This is a genomic window from Endozoicomonas sp. ALB091 (assembly GCF_049310265.1).
In the GTDB taxonomy this organism is placed as follows: domain Bacteria; phylum Pseudomonadota; class Gammaproteobacteria; order Pseudomonadales; family Endozoicomonadaceae; genus Endozoicomonas.
In genome coordinates this window covers 1,321,335-1,337,209 of sequence record NZ_JBLYNQ010000008.1, presented here as the reverse complement: position 1 = coordinate 1,337,209, position 15,875 = coordinate 1,321,335, and the positions used below count along the sequence as shown (strand labels likewise).

Sequence of the window (15,875 nt, the reverse complement as noted above, 5' to 3'; positions counted from 1 at the left end):
TGTCAGAAAGGCATGGATTATAAGGGCAGAAAAACTCAAGGGTAAAAAATATTTAATAGAAGAACTTTTAATAGAATAAAGAGTCTAATCGAGCGTACCTGACGCAACCCCGGGTTAACGATTCTATGGAGACCAGTGCAGCGGCCAAATTGTCAGCTCCACAACAATGTACAGGTTCTGCCATAGATTCTGAACCAGTCAGCACTGAAAAAGATCAGGTTCCGCCAGGCAGGTCCGGCAACTTCCGAGGGAGAGTGTCCCGCACTCTTTCCATGTTACTGCCTAATACAGAAAGGCCTGAAGCAGATACCAGACGGCACAGCGGTTGTTTTTCGTCGGTGTTTAATAGAGCGGTGACCCGAAACAGTCTCGTCCAAACCCGGATGAGTCCCGATAGCCCACCGGGAAATAAATCTGGCAACGAAACAACCGCAACAAATGACATTAACTCCAACTTCATTCAGATATGGTCTCCGGTGAAAAAAACCATGATAACTATTCCATCTTATGATTCTGATCAGAAAGCCTACTCCCTGGCAATGAAAGCGTACATTCTGGATATTAAACAGCTGTATGATCTTTCCAAAGGTAAATCTGTCGAGGGAATTGATACCTCCAGAATTGATCTCAGTGATATTAAGGGTAAAAAGTCATGGGATCTTCAAAGTGCCCAAAGAATGAGAGAAGAATGGGCATTTGAATTGACAGGACATATATCCTCCGAGCATGCGTCATGACTTAAATGCTGTCTTTACCCGGTTTCCCGTCCGTTTCTTCTCCCAACTCTCAGGAAGGCTGGCAGGAATTTTGTTAATATTCAGCCCCAAAAAATTTTCAACCTGTGGTTTCTTATGAGTCGTATTTTTTATTCTCTGCTGTTATATCTGATATCCCCCCTGGCAATGGTCCGCCTCTACTTGCGTTCAAAAAAAGCACCAGAGTACTGGCAGAGAAAGAGAGAACGATTTGGCTTCTTCAGTCTTCCCGCCTCCGATAAACCCATTATCTGGGTACACTCGGTATCCATGGGAGAAACCATTGCCAGCGGCCCGTTGGTAAAGCAATTACAGAAGAATTACCCAACCCATCGAGTGTTAATTACCACCATGACCCCCACTGGCTCGGCCCAGGTTGGCAAAATTCATGGCGACAGCGTGGACCATGTCTATGCCTGCTATGACCTTCCCTGTGCTGTCAGGCGATTTCTGGACAAGGTAAAGCCAGTCATGGCCATCGTCATTGATACCGAGCTATGGCCCAACACCATTGCCGCCTGCCACAAACGTTCGATTCCCGTACTGGTGACCAATGCCCGACTCTCCGAACGCTCGGCAAGAGGGTATGCACGCTTCGGCTTTCTCACCCGTCCCATGCTCAAACAGATCAATATGGTTGCTGCCCAGAACCAGGAGACGGGTCGTCGATTCCTGGAGCTTGGCCTGCCCGGGCAACAGCTCAACGTTACCGGCAGTATCAAGTTTGATCTGGATGTTGCTCAGGAAATCATAACCTCAGGTCAGGCACTTCGGCAGAAGTGGCAGCAGGGTATGGGCAGTGACATTCGTATTCTGGTGGCCGCCAGTACCCATGACGGCGAGGATCAGCAGGTACTTGATGCGTTTAAAATCATTCTGGCAGCATCACCGGAAGTACGACTACTGTTGGTGCCCAGGCACCCTGAGCGGTTTGACCGTGTCCACCAGCTGATCCTGGACAACCAGCTCCCTGTGGTCCGCCATAGCCAGGGAACCCAGCCTTCTGATAAGACCAGGGTTATTCTCGGGGACACCATGGGCGAAATGATGAAGCTGTTCTCCGCCTCTGATATAGCCTTTGTGGGTGGCAGTCTGGTACCAACGGGCGGACATAATCTGCTGGAACCGGCGGCATTAAACCTGCCGGTGTTGTCCGGGCCTCATGTGTTTAATTTTGAAGAGATCAGCGAATCTCTGATTCAGGCGGGAGGTTTGAGCATTGTTAACGATAGCGAAGCGCTCGCCCGGAGCGCCATCAGCCTGGTGCAGGATAAAGAGGAGTATAAAAGCATGAGCCATCATGCCGGAGAGTTTGTCCGTAACAACCGGGGAGCACTGCAAAAGACATTGATGCTGGTTGATCAGCTTATGCCGTCCGGCAAGTAAACATTGTTACAGTCCGGGGCGTAAGTTGGTGCTGGAAGATTTGGTGGCCAGCATTGAATCCACCGCAGGATCAATATTCAAACGACTGCCGTCTACAAAATAGTAATCGTTACCGGATTGCAGCCCCTGGATGGACAATTTGCCAAGAATCCGATTCATAACCCTTTGCTGTTCTTCCAGGTCTTCATAGGCAAAGGTCTTCAGAAAGGCCTCTGCCAGAGAACACCCTTCATCCACATAAGATTTCATACGGGTTTCGCAGTTCCTGATATGCTCATCCATGACATTATCGTCCATAGCCGGGTATCTACTCATTATAGAAGAGTGGATTCAGTATCTGCGGCTATTTGACTCCAAATAAAAATGGCTCCACTTACGAGCCATTTTTACGGAAACGCCATGATGATCAGTAATTAACCACCGCACTGATCCGGAACAGACAGCTCGTCACTGGCATCCGTCATCCACTGGTTCAACTCTTCGAGATCGGTCGGGCTGAGAGTTCCCACAGCCTGTTTGAGCTTCAGTGTATTGACGATAAAGTCATAACGGGTGTTCAGATAGTTACTGATGGAAGAGTAGAGTTGCTGCTGAGCGTCCAGAACATCAGTGATGTTGCGAGTACCCACTTCATAACCACTCTGAGTCGCTTTCAGGGCACTTTCTGACGAGATAATCACCTGACAGCTGGCATGAACCCGGTCCACATCGGAGGTAGCGGTTCTCAGCAGGTTACGGGTATTGGCATTGGTACCCCTGAGCTGCTGATCGTAATTTTTCTGGGCTTCTTCCAGTTGATAGCCTGCCTGACGGGCAGCAGAGCTGGTAGCGCCACCAGCGAAGATCGGTAGATCGAACTGAACGCCAACAATGGTGTCAGTACGATCGCCAGAAAGAGTACCGTTTCCAGAGGCCTGACTGGAATTGTTGGAGCTGTAGTTATAGCTGGCAAACGCATTAACTGTTGGAGCATGACCAGACTTGCTGGCTTTTACTTTGGACTCAGAAGCCGTTAACCCTTCCCGGGCCGCTTTCAACCCCAGGTTATTGGCCAGTGCCATGCTTACCCACTCTTCAGGATTTTTTGGCATTGGCGCAACCACTGGCATTGCCTTCTCCAGCTGGGCAATATCGGTAACATCCTGGTTTACAATGGTCCGCAGCCCTTCGTAGCTTACAGAGACTTGGTTCTCAGCCTGAATGCGGGCTACGCGGGCATTGTCATAAGCTGCACGGGCCACCAGCACGTCTGTTTCTGCAATCAGCCCCACATTGTAACGTTCACGAGCCTGATCCAGTTGCTGCTTTAATGCTCTTTCCTGGGCTTTCGCGGTCATCAGGCTGTCTTCCGACCGGAGCACATTGAAATAGGACTCTGCCACACGCAGGATCAATTGTTGCCGGGCATTGGCAAATACGGCAGTGGCCTGATCCCCGACAGACTTGGCCTGCTCATAATTGAACCAGCTGTTCATATTGAACAGTGGTTGAGTTAATGTCGCGCCCCACCCATGAGAGTTATAGTTTTCATCAGTATCTGAACCATTCGTCAACTCAGAAGATGTCTTGTTATATTGCGTTTTAGCAGACAGCCCCAGGGTGGGCAGCAATGCAGAACGGCCCTGGTTAACCGTCTCCTGAACCGCTTTCATGGAGGCCTCGGCCGCCGCCAGCTGGGCATCATTCTTCAGCGCCATATTGTATACATCGAGCAGATTGTACTGAGTTGGTGCAGCCTGCACGTTTAATACTGCACCCGCCAGGGCGGCAAGCAGAAATCCTCTACGACTATTTCGTGACATAATCTTGTGATCCTTGGAAAGTTCGCCAGTCATTCTTCACCGGTTAACGGTAGCCTGACTGGTTCCTGGTTGGGGATAAAATCGCTGTAGCAAACTCAGATCGAGGAAATCTACACTAATTTGCACAAAAAATGCAGTAGTATGACGAATTCCTCTATGGATATTGCTTCTTCAGGGTGAAGGCAGGAGGACGCTATAATAGGTGCTATGAAAAGACATTCGCTGAAACCCAACTACCGTGTCAACCTGATCCGCCTGCAACAGGTTTGTGAAAGTAACTACCTGCGTCTTATGCGTCTGCTGCCTGAGTTATCAGATCAGGAGCATTTTCGCCTGCCGGTTAAGCACAAAAACAGTTTGGCAAGCGGCGTGGAATGGCTGGTCATTGACGTTTTGGAACGGTCACCATTTACCACTTTGTTAATGTTGCAGATGGAAGCTGACTGGGGACAATTATTCAATATGCCAAAAGCCGAAGTGCGCCTTTATCACGACGTTAAGATGGCCGAAATTGTCTCCCGAAAAACCAGCCAGATAATACAGCCACGGTACGATTATCCCAATAGTAAAATGCATCAGCCTGATGAAAAAGAGCAGCATAATCAGTTTCTGGCTCAATGGCTTGATTACGCTTTACCTGCCTGTCGAACTTATACAGAAAAGACAGGATAACGAAGACACTGATACAAACAACCGATGAATACCGCCAGAATTCGAGTCCTGCAGATTACCGACCCTCACCTCTTTGCTGATTCCGGCTCGACACTGATGGGAGTGAATACCTCGGCGACCCTGGATGAGGTGCTGGCAAAAATACAGAAAGACTACCGGGAACCTGATTGCCTTCTGGTCACCGGAGACCTGAGCCAGGATGACAGTGCCGCCTCCTATCATCACCTGAAAGAAAAACTGTTAAAAATCAATGCGCCCAGCTACTGGTTGCCGGGCAATCATGATCAGCCCCATCTTATGGCGGCGATAAACCCATCGGCGCTGCAAAAGCAGATTATTCTGGGTAACTGGCAAATAGTCCTGCTGAACACTCAGGTCGAAGGCAAAACACACGGCTATCTCAGGGAAACTGAGCTGGAACAGCTGGCTACCTGTTTGCAGCAGGAGCCGGACAAACATACGCTTCTGGCTCTTCATCATCACCCGGCTCCCATCAATAGCCGGTGGATGGATCAGATCATGCTGCAAAACCCGGAGGAGCTGGCCAGGGTCATCACTGGTCACAACACGGTCCGGGGCATCATTCACGGCCATGTGCACCAGGCCAGAACCTATCAATTCTGCGATCTTCCCGTTATGGCAAGCCCTTCGACCTGTGTTCAGTTTGCGCCTGAGTCAGATGATTTTCAGGCGGATACCAGGCAGCCGGGCTTTCGTGTGGTTGATCTGTTGCCAGACGGTCAGATAGAAAGCATCGTTGTAAGAGTGGGTGATAAACCAATGAACGTTGACCTGAGATCAAACGGTTACTGACAGACCATCAACAATCGATGGTCAATTTTCCGCTGAATACTGAAGCACTGCCACTGTCAGCAGTACTAGGAGCCTGTCCGAGAATAGACTGCCCTACTGCGGTGGCAGCAAATTGGTCTAAAAATTCCGTTTTGTTCGGCAAATAGCCCCGCTATTCACCTCACAAAACGAAATTTTTATCCTCAATTTTCTGCCATCCTCGCTACGGGCGCTATTCTCGGACAGGCTCCTAGCCCGGATATTTCAGAATTAATCGATTAGAATCATATAACCATTTTTTATTAAATAGGTCCGCATCCTTTATCTAAATTTATTGTTAGGAGCAGTAAACATAAGGATGTAGTTATGACCAGGATAAAGTCCATGCATCAGGATGAGTGGGACGATGCTTTGTGGAACAGCAATCACGAACACAAAAAGGCTAAAGCACGCAAAGCAAGGCACAAGGGGCTTAAATCATCAACCATAAGAAAGGGCATTGAAGACTACTTTGAGAAAAGCAAATTGAAAAACAGTATTTCAGAAAGTTTTCAAGAGCTTGATGATTTTGATGACGTCAACCAGCCCAGCTATAAACCCCGCCTCTGAATCATATCACCAGCCCAAAAATGCCACTTATTGAATGTGGCATTTTTTATTTATGGCATCGCCGATAGAAATGGTTCATAAATAAGGCATAACTTCAATAGCATCAGTAGTAACGCTTTTCTGAGCCAGTACATGGTTTCAATGAGTTTGATGGGTTGTCGTGCCTCCGCACTCCGTTCGTCCTGAGCCTGTCGAAGGACGGAAACTCCGGACTCTGATAGATCGTGCCAAGCACCCTTCGTCCGTGCATCCTGAGCGGAGCCGAAGGACGCTCAGGGTGAACGGAGATTGTACACGTCAAACTCATTGAAACCATGCACTAGTTGCCATAAATGTTCTGTACTGATCAGAAATCGACTGTACGATTATGGGGCAATGACGAATGACAACACCTTCCGAACTCCAATACCTCCATGGCTTTGGTAACGAACATGAAACCGAAGCCCTGAAAGGAGCCCTACCCATCGGGCAATTCAATCCGCAACGTGCGCCCATGGGGCTCTATGCAGAGCAGTTCTCCACAACCGCATTCACCGCACCAAGACATCAAAACAGAAGGACCTGGATGTACCGGATTCGCCCGTCAGCAGCCCAGGGCAAGTTCCAGCCAATAGCATCAAACCTGCTTCGCTCTGGCCCGGTTACTGAGGTGCCAACGTCCCCGGACCCGATGCGCTGGGACGCTCTTGACCTCCCGACAGAAGAAACCGATTTTGTTGATGGCCTGGTCACCATGGCGGCCAATGGCGACCTCCACACTCAGACCGGCTCTGCTGTGCACATGTATCTGGCCAACCGGGATATGACCGACCGCTTCTTTTACAACGCCGATGGTGAGCTGCTGTTCGTCCCTCAACAGGGAGCCATCCTGGCACGTACCGAGCTGGGCCACCTGCATGTGCCTCCCGGCGAGATTCTGGTTATCCCCCGGGGCATCAAGTTTCAGATTCAACTTCCGGAAGGCACAGCCAGAGGCTATATCTGCGAAAACTACGGTGCACCATTGACTCTTCCCGAACGTGGGCCGGTAGGAGCCAATGGTTATGCCAATGATCGGGACTTCCATTATCCGGTGGCCTGCTTTGAAGATATCGACGGTGAGTTTGAACTGGTGGCCAAGTTTGCCGGAAACCTGTTCAGCTGCACCCTGGATCACTCTCCCCTGGATGTGGTCGCCTGGGTGGGTACTTCTGCCCCCTATAAATACGACCTGTCCCGCTTCAATGTGATCAACACCGTCAGCTTCGACCACCCAGACCCCTCCATCTTCACCGTATTAACCTCACAGAGTGACACCCCCGGGGTCGCCAATGTGGACTTTGTTATCTTCCCGCCCCGCTGGATGGTGGCTGAAAACACCTTCCGCCCCCCGTGGTATCACCGCAATGTCATGAGTGAATTTATGGGGCTGATTCACGGCACTTATGACGCCAAGGAACAAGGATTTGTGCCCGGCGGAGCCAGCCTCCATAACTGCATGAGCCCCCACGGGCCCGAGGCTGAAGTGTTTGACAAAGCCAGTGCCGCAGAGCTGAAGCCCGTGCGCTACAAAGACACCATGGCCTTTATGTTTGAGTCCCGCTTTATCTATGCGCCAACCCGGTTTGCGCTGGAAAGTAATGCCCGCCAAACCGACTATATTGATTGCTGGAAAGGGCTCAAGAAGCACTTTAACCGATAAGAATAAATAACTTGCCGTTTTTCTCACATACGCCGGAGACTGAAAGCCCATCATGCTAGCACTCAATGAAACACACGATGTCAACCTGACCAGCTGGGTTACATCAGCCAATAACAAAAACAGTGATTTCCCCATTCAAAACCTGCCCTTTGCCATCTTCCGACGTAAAGGCAGTGGTGAATCTTTTCGGGCAGGTGTCGCCATTGGCAACCAGGTTCTGGATCTTGCCGCCGTTTCCCACACCTCAGCTTTTTCACAGAAAGGTGCATCAGGACTGTCCAGTGAGGCCCTGGCAACGTGCGGTGATGAAACCCTCAACCGATTTATGGGGCTTGGTCTTGAGCACTGGTCATCCCTGAGATCGGCGTTATCCAAAGCCCTGCGCGCCGGAGCCACGGAAGAAGCTGAACTCTCGGGCTGTCTGGTTGCCATGGACGATGTGGAATATCGCCTGCCCTGCCAGATTGGTGATTACACCGACTTTTATACCTCCATCCACCATGCCACCAGCGTAGGTTCACTGTTCAGACCCGATAACCCATTGCTGCCCAACTACAAATGGGTGCCCATTGGCTACCACGGCCGTGCATCGTCTATTGATGTATCAGGCCAGAATTTTCACCGCCCTTGCGGCCAGACCAAAGCGCCGGATGCTGACACTCCCTCTTTTGGTCCCTGTAAACGGCTGGATTATGAACTGGAAATGGGGATCTTCATTGGCCCCGGCAATGCCCCGGGAGAACCGATCACGCTGGATCAGGCTGATCAACACGTATTTGGTCTCTGTCTGTTTAATGACTGGTCCGCCCGGGATATTCAGGCTTGGGAATACCAGCCACTGGGGCCATTTTTATCCAAGAGTTTTGCTTCCACCGTGTCCCCCTGGATTGTCACCCTGGAAGCGCTGGTGCCTTACCTGACCAGCTTTGAACGCCCTGCCAGTGATCCCCAGCCACTGCCTTACCTTGACTCTCGGAAAAACCGCCAGCAGGGCTCCATTGATATTCAGCTCTCTGCTCATCTGCTGAGCAGACAGATGGAACAGGCAGGAGATTCACCTGCGAAACTGTCCCAATCCAGCTTCCGTCATTCCTACTGGACCATCAACCAGATGGTGGCACACCATACCGTAAATGGCTGCAACCTTCGGCCGGGTGATCTGTTTGGCAGCGGCACTCAGTCAGGACCCAACCCGGAAGAAGCGGGTTCCCTGCTGGAGCTGTCCCATGGTGGTAAACAACCTCTGCCTCTGCCCAACGGTGAAACCAGAACATTCCTCGAAGATGGCGACACCGTTATTTTCAACGGCTGGTGTGAAAAAGCCGGACATGCCCGTATCGGCTTCGGTGAAGTGCAGGCGACGATTTTACCGGCTCAAGAGGTTCTGCCTGCCGGGACTGGAGAATAAACACCATGAAACTCTACAGCTACTTCCGCTCCTCGGCTGCCTATCGGGTAAGAATTGCCCTGAACCTGAAAGCGCTTGATTATCAACAATCGCCCATCAATCTTCTGAAAGGCGAGCAGAACTCGGAGGAGTATCAACAGATCAACCCCCAGAGACTGGTACCCACATTCACCACCGACAAAGGAATGCTCACCCAGTCACTGGCCATTATTGAGTGGTTGGAAGAGTCATTCCCGGAACGCTCCATTATCCCCGGAGATCCCTGGCAAAAAGCCCAGCTTCGTAGCCTGGCTTACCAGATCAGCTGCGACATCCACCCGATCAATAACCTCAGAATACTGAAATACCTGCAGCAGGAACTGGCCGTGAGTGACGATGCCAAAACACAGTGGTATCAGCACTGGATTCATTCAGGCTTTACCGCACTGGAAGCACAGCTGGATGACCAGCCCTTCTGCTGCTCGGCACAGCCCTCCATAGCCGACATCTGCCTTGTACCACAAGTGTTTAATGCCCTGCGCTTTAAGATGAATATGTCAGACTTCCCAAAAATCCATAAAATCTACCAGCACTGCAATACGCAGCCTGCCTTTATTGATGCGGCACCGGAAAACCAGCCGGACGCTGTGTAAGGGATTATTGTCGCCACCCGCTGCTTGCAAAAGCTCAGGAGGTTCCGCTTTTCGGGTAGCGGGCAGCGTCTGTAAAAATAGTCATCCGAAAAAGCGCAACAGTGTCCGCGTCACCAACTCTGGTTTCTGGGCATGAACCCAGTGACCCGCTCCCGGTATCACCCGCATGGATGCTGATGGAAAGAGAGCCAGCACCTGCTCACGGTGTTCCGGCAAAATATAGTCAGACTCGCCACCCTTGATAAACAGGGTTTTATTGGCAAAACCCGTATCAGACTCCTGCCCTGCAAGAATTTCCATATAATGCGCCATAATCACAGGCAGATTTACCCGCCAGCGATAGAGCCCCTGCTCATCACGGTAGAGGTTTTTCAGCAGAAACTGACGCACACCTTGTTCTGGTTCATAAGCTTCCAGAAAACGGTCTGCTTCAGTACGGCTTTTCAACGTGTTCAAAGGCATGGACGACAACCCTTCAAGAATACTGTCGTGTCGCCTTTCCTGATAAGTGACCGGCGCAATATCGATCACAGCCAGCCTGGTGACGCGCTCCGGTGCCATCAGGGCAATGGTCATCGCCACCTTACCGCCCATGGAATGCCCCAACAAATGCACTTTCTCAAGCTGGTTATCATCCATATAGGCCAGAACATCTTCCGCCATGACCGGATAATTCATAGCCTCATCATGGGGTGAGCGCCCATGATTGCGCAGATCCAGCCCATGAACACGAAATGATTCAGCAAGACCACGGTTGATCATCCCCAGGTTTTCCCCAGAGCCAAACAGACCATGCAAACTGATCACATCAGCCCCCTGCCCCTGCTGCCTTGCGTACAATTTCATGTTTTCACTGCTTCTCTTATAGCCCGGATATTTCATATTAACAGGAGGTATAAATTACCTCCTTTATTTTCAATAAGTTATATATTTATCAAGTGGTTATAAATGCACTTTCGTTCAACCATTGATGGTTATTAATGGTTGTAGGCAGTTTTTTTCGACACCTGTCCACGCTAAAAGCGTCAGGAGTCATGCTCTTTCAAAGAATTTCTTGGCATTCCTTGAAGCAGAGGATAGTTTGTGTACCCACGCAAATTGGCAGCTATCCACTGCTTCTCAGAAATACCGTTTCTTCGGCTTGGATTCTTGCTTTACCTGAAGGTTCTGCCTGCAACGTCGAAAGTTACTACAGCCCCAAAACTGCGAACCGATTTTAGCGCCTTTCTTACTGGTACGCAGAACCATTTTTATATCGCAGGATGGACAGGTGGGTGTTTTATAATCACCGGCAATAGCGATTCTGGTTAACGATTCCTGCTGTTCTTTTGGGAGTTTAGAAATCGCGTAGATCAATTGTGCTCCAGAAATAAGCTTCAGCTTTTTTCCAGAAGCGAAGCTCTCAGCTTCTGTGGTAAAACTACTGGAAGTCACGAAGACTCCCAAAGGTACATCATCGGCAGCCATAACCCCAAACAGCTCACGCACTGCTTTTACTCCAACCTTCTGATTAGACCAGGCTTTGCACTGCACATAAATTTTCTGGCGGCTACCTTCTGCATTTGCTTTTCCGAGAATAATATCCACACCACCATCAGCGCCATGGTTTGTAAGACGAGAGCCATAGCCGCAAGCCGAAAAGTAGCCCTGGCAAAGTAGTTCAAACCGCTTCCACTCCATTTCTCGGAGGGTAACAACTGATAATTGAGGAGGCTTACTGGCGGGAGGTTGCTCTGACTTTATAGAAAGTTCATCGAGCTTAACCTTGTCGAAGATAGATGTGCTGGTGTTATCTTTTGGAATGGGAGCCCAGGAAGCAGAAACCTTTACCTTATGCTCTGATTCTGACCTGACCTCAAGTTGTAACTGCTTTTTCTTTTTCAGAAGAAAGCGGATGATGAGAAACAAACCACCGAATACTGCCGCCACCCAAAGGAGGCTGGTTAACACAGCTCCCAGGATGGCTATAAGCTGGTCTCCCGCTTTCCAGAAAGCAATAACCAACATACCAGACAGTGGTAAAATAATATCGCCCCTGGAAGGCTTTCTTCTGCGTCGTGCCACAATACCCCTCTACATCAGCACAAGGTACGCTGATCAGTAGGTCTGGACACCATACTTCAACAGCATTCTGGGCAGAACATCATCCAGATTTTTCACATCGTCGTCATTGAGCTGGATCAGATGAAACCCATACTTGTTGTATAACTCAATCTTCTGCTTCTTACGAGCGATGTATTTATCATCATTCTCATAGCCCCAGTATTCGATGTAGACCTTACCAGTGGGGATATAGAAATCACAATACATATCCTCTTCTATGGGTAATTTACGTTCATAAGCATGGACAATTTCTGCCATGTAGAGCCAGTTGTCGATCAACATTTCTGCTTTTGAACGCACCATATGGCCATCAGCCGTTCTTAAAGTCGCTGGGAATTTCTCTCGAAAGCTGACCTGCTCTGAAGTGGTGGTTACTTCTGAAGAGTCATCATGCTCCCCTTTAACTTCCTTGAGGGATAGCATAAACGCTTTATTTTCCAGGATGGATTCAGGCCAGCTGACATAGGGAACACCAGAACGATAATCTTCTTTCTGGACTCCATTAATCGCTTTGCCCTGTGGAGTGATCTCCCAGCCCTTTAATGCTTTTTTGATCCAGCCAAGCTCAGAAAAGAGAGCGTTTACCCGTTGAGCACTGAGTTCGACCTGTTTTGCAACAGCACTTGCCGTCAACAACTTACCAGGTGAGCTTTGCTGTTCTGTTGATGAATCAGAACCTGGTAGCTCAAGGTTCTCAGGCCAGACAATATAATTACCATATTTTGGGCTGGTCTTGTTTTCTCCGCCATATTGAAGACCAGCTTCAGTTAGGTGCCAAGCATCGTCCTTTCTTTCAATTAACTCCTCACTCAACAGTATTTGAAAGAAATCCTTAGACACTAATCCTCTTTGTTTGGCAAGAGCACTAGTAGAAATTTTCTTAATTTCACATGACATATACATCTTCCTTTCTAGATGCTTAAATTGTTATTGATTATTCTTTATGAAGGAGATAGCCCAAAAGTCAGAACTTGCTTCTCAATGGACTTCTGAAACTTCGATATAAGTTCTGATACAGATGGCGAGTTTAATTGAAATAGCCCGGTTTTAGAAAAAGACCCCGTGACTGAATGGTTGTTGTATTGAAATTGAAATCTAACAGATTCGGTTTTAAATTTAATTGATCGTGTAATAGATTCAAACTCACTTCTAATATCTTTTTTCCCCGAAACGCTGATTTTTGCCAGGCCTGCCTTTTCGACTCTAATTCCATAAGATGAAATATGTGTAATTTTCGTTTTACCAACTTCTTTCTCTAGATCGAGTATCAAAGCTAATGGATCAACAGTAATATCTGATAGTACAAGACCTAAACCCACCATGCTATGAAGCTTAGATATGAACCTCCTAAGAGTCCTCGGTGGATCGTAAATGCACAACAAATTTGAGTTTATGTCTAGGCTAAAATTACATACGTAATATGTCGTTACAGGGTTTTCTACTTCATTACCAAATGGATCTTGGATAATTGTTTTAGAAATGTTTTTTTCTATATAGCGGCCGGCAATGGTTTTACCTGTTGATTTTGAAAGCAAAAAACCTTCGCCTAAATATTCAGAATACTGATTAGCAATCAGTAATTCTGATAATTTCAAAATAGGTATTGGTAATTCGTAGTATAACCATTTAACCTTTTTCATGGATTTGCTCTCAATATTTTTTTCCACAGCCTCAAAAGATAATTTTGCAGCTTGCTCAAGCAAAATATTTAACTTTTTTATTTCTTTTGGCAATGCCGATCTTCTAGTAACATTATGCTCTTGAGTACGATCATTATAGTTATATATACCACGCACAAGGTATTTAAAGTCGGTGCATGATGAAGGGGTTCCAAATTGCGCTTCAAATTCAACCCTATTACCGCCCGTTACATTTTCATCGCATGTCCATACGATCTTTGATATGAAAAATCCTCGGGCATGCAACTGATTGAACTCTGCAGATTCAAGAACCCCATTTCCTGCAAGAACTGCTTTTCTTATGTAACCAGCAAACCTACCAGCTTGTTCCTCATCTAGTTCATCCTCATCATCATCTAAAGAATCAATTGAATGATAAACATCAACACTTGATACATTTTCGAAGCTATACCCAGGCACCAAGTTTATTAATCGGTCAAAGAAATAACTTCTTGCTTCAGCTTCAATAAAATTCTCCAGTGATATGGTTTCTTCTTCCAGCTCTTCACCTTTTACTTGAGATAAATTTTCTTTTAGTTTGCTTGTTATTGTCTTTGCCTTCTCGTTAGAAGGCATTCTGAAGGTGAGTTCACCATTTTCTCTTTGGATTTCAATCTCACACTTCTTGATTGCTCTTTGTCTTAATTCAGTTTTAGTGAAATCAATATCAGTATACGTTACAACCAATGATATAGTATCGCTATCACTTTTAACAATTTTAAATGTGTCATCACTTATGTCTGCGTCAATTAGCATCTTACACGCTTTTTTAATCTCATCGTCAGACACTTGCGCCTTAACTGATGATTGTGTGGTTTTTTCTTTCCTGTTGGGGTTTTCTAAAAGCTTTGTTATGTATATAAAATCCTCATAGTCAATAGTGAGACCTGAAATCATAATTGACAGCTCAAGTTTGTCTAGCGAAGGTGAAACTAGAATATTTCTTCTTCTTAATAAGGCAACTAAATCTGACTGCTTTACTTTTTTGTGCTGTAAAGCATCATAAATATTCTTGTCAGTTGGAATATAAATTGAAGGACCTATTTTCTTACCCATCTTCACGCATACCTATTTCCATTGGACAGTAATTCGATACGACTTTATCAATGCGCTCAGCTTTCAATGTATTGAGACGTTTTTCGCGAGATTCATCGGCTCCCCACATTTTCAAATATTCCCCCTTAGCTTTGTGGAAATTATTTGGAGCACTTCTGCATGCATCTGTAAACCTTATACGGATAGGCATATTGCTTAAAAGCATTTGATAATGTGATAGTGCATCAATCAGATAAATAAACTCTTCAACTGTTGCTCCCTCTCCGTGGTAGTATATTAAATAACCCTCTTCAATTTCACCAGCATCTTTGTGCTTAATGATTAGCCATGGTGCTGTAAGTGCCTCAAGTGTTGCTGGTTGATCCCACTCATCACCATATCGCCTAGACATTACAAGATCATGATAGTAGAAAGTATATTCATGCCTTGGGAATAATTCTTCTGCAATCAATCCTTTGATGTCGGTTACTATATTTAATAACCTTCTAATAGTATCAGGAGCGAAAATTGATAACATTACTGATTCTGGCATATTCACTTTTTTATAATCTACAGCATTTATGATTTCTTGAGAGTCTTTATCAAACTCATTGTCATGGTTGTAAATAAAAAGCAAGCCAATAACTTTTGAATAGTCAGCATCATCTAAGAGGAATTTACTTTGCCAATCAGAACTTACATTTGCACATTCAATTGACATGGCAAGAGATTTTAATGCATTGTTTACACTTTGATTTGTAATACTTCCCTTTTTGTAACTTTTCAAATCAGTATTAAGGTATACCTTTTTTCCTGAGTACGGGTCATCATAATAGTATACGACGTCGGCTGGATGTGTTTTTTTGCAGTGATGTTCTGTAACACAGTCCCAATCAATATCTTTTAAAGGACAAGCCTCCCATTTAAACCATTTGAATATATCTTTCGATACTTTTTTCGCTAACTCTTCAATATTGCCTGTTTCAGACACAGCTATTTCTCCTGTGTGATTTTAACGGGTTAGATTTTTAACCTGATTTGCTCTATATAAAGATAAAGATTAAAGTGTTTAGAGTTATATAAAGACGTGCATAAGTATTTTGAGATTGAAAAGTAGAGCCGTAGTATCAGTTCTTTCTTCGGGCTGTTGTAGAGATCTCAGCCACTTTTCACAGTACGCACTTGAAGTTTGAAGTGATCTTTCAAAAATCACGCTACCGCCCATCCCTACATTTTCAGGAATAGTAAAATACTTTCGTGCGGCACATGGTGCGTATTTTCATCGACCAAATAGTACCATCTCTCCGTTTATCATGATATT

The 15,875-nt window shown here is 46.7% G+C and carries 15 protein-coding genes; 8 read left to right on the top strand and 7 right to left on the bottom strand.

What is annotated here, in order from left to right; all coding sequences use genetic code 11:
- Positions 1-488: 488 nt before the first annotated feature.
- Both ACO6UX_RS22180 and waaA read left to right on the top strand, forming a co-directional pair.
- Positions 489-737 (top strand): hypothetical protein, encoded by a 249-nt coding sequence (locus ACO6UX_RS22180; protein WP_422450464.1) that lies wholly within the window; start codon positions 489-491, stop codon positions 735-737.
- A 114-nt stretch (positions 738-851) separates the two neighbouring features.
- Entirely contained in the window at positions 852-2,141 is a 1,290-nt protein-coding gene (gene waaA / locus ACO6UX_RS22175; RefSeq protein ID WP_422450463.1) for a lipid IV(A) 3-deoxy-D-manno-octulosonic acid transferase, read from the top strand.
- A 6-nt stretch (positions 2,142-2,147) separates the two neighbouring features.
- Here the strand turns inward: waaA and ACO6UX_RS22170 are convergent, their stop codons facing one another.
- A complete protein-coding gene (locus ACO6UX_RS22170; protein ID WP_422450462.1) occupies positions 2,148-2,438 on the bottom strand; it encodes a hypothetical protein in 291 nt (96 codons plus the stop codon).
- Between the two features lie 116 nt (positions 2,439-2,554).
- A complete protein-coding gene (locus tag ACO6UX_RS22165; protein ID WP_422450461.1) occupies positions 2,555-3,943 on the bottom strand; it encodes a TolC family outer membrane protein in 1,389 nt (462 codons plus the stop codon).
- Positions 3,944-4,150: 207 nt separating this feature from the next.
- Between ACO6UX_RS22165 and ACO6UX_RS22160 the strand changes: the two genes are divergently transcribed.
- The 6 genes from ACO6UX_RS22160 (at position 4,151) to maiA (ending at position 9,737) form a co-directional block, all read left to right on the top strand.
- Positions 4,151-4,615, top strand: a complete 465-nt coding sequence (locus ACO6UX_RS22160; protein ID WP_422450460.1) for a DUF1249 domain-containing protein — start codon at positions 4,151-4,153, stop codon at positions 4,613-4,615.
- A 24-nt stretch (positions 4,616-4,639) separates the two neighbouring features.
- Entirely contained in the window at positions 4,640-5,428 is a 789-nt protein-coding gene (gene cpdA, locus ACO6UX_RS22155) for a 3',5'-cyclic-AMP phosphodiesterase (RefSeq protein WP_422450459.1), read from the top strand.
- A gap of 363 nt (positions 5,429-5,791) precedes the next feature.
- Positions 5,792-6,016 carry a hypothetical protein gene (locus ACO6UX_RS22150; RefSeq protein WP_422450458.1) on the top strand — a complete coding sequence of 75 codons (225 nt, stop codon included), beginning with the start codon at positions 5,792-5,794 and terminating at the stop codon, positions 6,014-6,016.
- 382 nt (positions 6,017-6,398) lie between these two features.
- On the top strand, positions 6,399-7,697 hold the full coding sequence (hmgA, locus tag ACO6UX_RS22145; RefSeq protein ID WP_422450457.1) for a homogentisate 1,2-dioxygenase: 1,299 nt from the start codon (positions 6,399-6,401) through the stop codon (positions 7,695-7,697).
- A 52-nt stretch (positions 7,698-7,749) separates the two neighbouring features.
- Positions 7,750-9,105, top strand: coding sequence for a fumarylacetoacetase (gene fahA, locus ACO6UX_RS22140; RefSeq protein ID WP_422450456.1), 1,356 nt, complete (start codon positions 7,750-7,752; stop codon positions 9,103-9,105).
- Between the two features lie 5 nt (positions 9,106-9,110).
- On the top strand, positions 9,111-9,737 hold the full coding sequence (gene maiA, locus ACO6UX_RS22135; RefSeq protein WP_422450455.1) for a maleylacetoacetate isomerase: 627 nt from the start codon (positions 9,111-9,113) through the stop codon (positions 9,735-9,737).
- Positions 9,738-9,818: 81 nt separating this feature from the next.
- Here the strand turns inward: maiA and ACO6UX_RS22130 are convergent, their stop codons facing one another.
- The 5 genes from ACO6UX_RS22130 to ACO6UX_RS22110 form a co-directional block, all read right to left on the bottom strand.
- Positions 9,819-10,583: an alpha/beta fold hydrolase gene (locus ACO6UX_RS22130; RefSeq protein ID WP_422450454.1), complete on the bottom strand. Its 765-nt coding sequence runs from the start codon at positions 10,581-10,583 to the stop codon at positions 9,819-9,821.
- A 273-nt stretch (positions 10,584-10,856) separates the two neighbouring features.
- Positions 10,857-11,801, bottom strand: a complete 945-nt coding sequence (locus ACO6UX_RS22125; RefSeq protein ID WP_422450453.1) for a restriction endonuclease — start codon at positions 11,799-11,801, stop codon at positions 10,857-10,859.
- Between the two features lie 33 nt (positions 11,802-11,834).
- Positions 11,835-12,737, bottom strand: a complete 903-nt coding sequence (locus ACO6UX_RS22120; protein ID WP_422450452.1) for a hypothetical protein — start codon at positions 12,735-12,737, stop codon at positions 11,835-11,837.
- Positions 12,738-12,781: 44 nt separating this feature from the next.
- Complete coding sequence (locus ACO6UX_RS22115) at positions 12,782-14,581, bottom strand: hypothetical protein (RefSeq protein ID WP_422450451.1); 1,800 nt, start codon at positions 14,579-14,581, stop codon at positions 12,782-12,784.
- Positions 14,568-15,545, bottom strand: coding sequence for a hypothetical protein (locus ACO6UX_RS22110; RefSeq protein WP_422450450.1), 978 nt, complete (start codon positions 15,543-15,545; stop codon positions 14,568-14,570). Before ACO6UX_RS22110 ends, ACO6UX_RS22115 begins: the two co-directional genes overlap by 14 nt.
- Between the last annotated feature and the right edge of the window lie 330 nt (positions 15,546-15,875).

What these genes read in the sequence shown, in the direction of transcription:
- ACO6UX_RS22170 (WP_422450462.1), bottom strand. Translation starts at nt 2,438, where the DNA reads ATGGACGATAATGTCATGGATGAGCATATCAGGAACTGCGAAACCCGT.
- ACO6UX_RS22165 (WP_422450461.1), bottom strand. Translation starts at nt 3,943, where the DNA reads ATGTCACGAAATAGTCGTAGAGGATTTCTGCTTGCCGCCCTGGCGGGT.
- ACO6UX_RS22120 (WP_422450452.1), bottom strand. Translation starts at nt 12,737, where the DNA reads ATGTCATGTGAAATTAAGAAAATTTCTACTAGTGCTCTTGCCAAACAA.
- ACO6UX_RS22130 (WP_422450454.1), bottom strand. Translation starts at nt 10,583, where the DNA reads ATGAAATTGTACGCAAGGCAGCAGGGGCAGGGGGCTGATGTGATCAGT.
- waaA (WP_422450463.1), top strand. Translation starts at nt 852, where the DNA reads ATGAGTCGTATTTTTTATTCTCTGCTGTTATATCTGATATCCCCCCTG.
- ACO6UX_RS22180 (WP_422450464.1), top strand. Translation starts at nt 489, where the DNA reads ATGATAACTATTCCATCTTATGATTCTGATCAGAAAGCCTACTCCCTG.
- hmgA (WP_422450457.1), top strand. Translation starts at nt 6,399, where the DNA reads ATGACAACACCTTCCGAACTCCAATACCTCCATGGCTTTGGTAACGAA.
- maiA (WP_422450455.1), top strand. Translation starts at nt 9,111, where the DNA reads ATGAAACTCTACAGCTACTTCCGCTCCTCGGCTGCCTATCGGGTAAGA.
- ACO6UX_RS22150 (WP_422450458.1), top strand. Translation starts at nt 5,792, where the DNA reads ATGCATCAGGATGAGTGGGACGATGCTTTGTGGAACAGCAATCACGAA.
- ACO6UX_RS22160 (WP_422450460.1), top strand. Translation starts at nt 4,151, where the DNA reads ATGAAAAGACATTCGCTGAAACCCAACTACCGTGTCAACCTGATCCGC.
- fahA (WP_422450456.1), top strand. Translation starts at nt 7,750, where the DNA reads ATGCTAGCACTCAATGAAACACACGATGTCAACCTGACCAGCTGGGTT.
- cpdA (WP_422450459.1), top strand. Translation starts at nt 4,640, where the DNA reads ATGAATACCGCCAGAATTCGAGTCCTGCAGATTACCGACCCTCACCTC.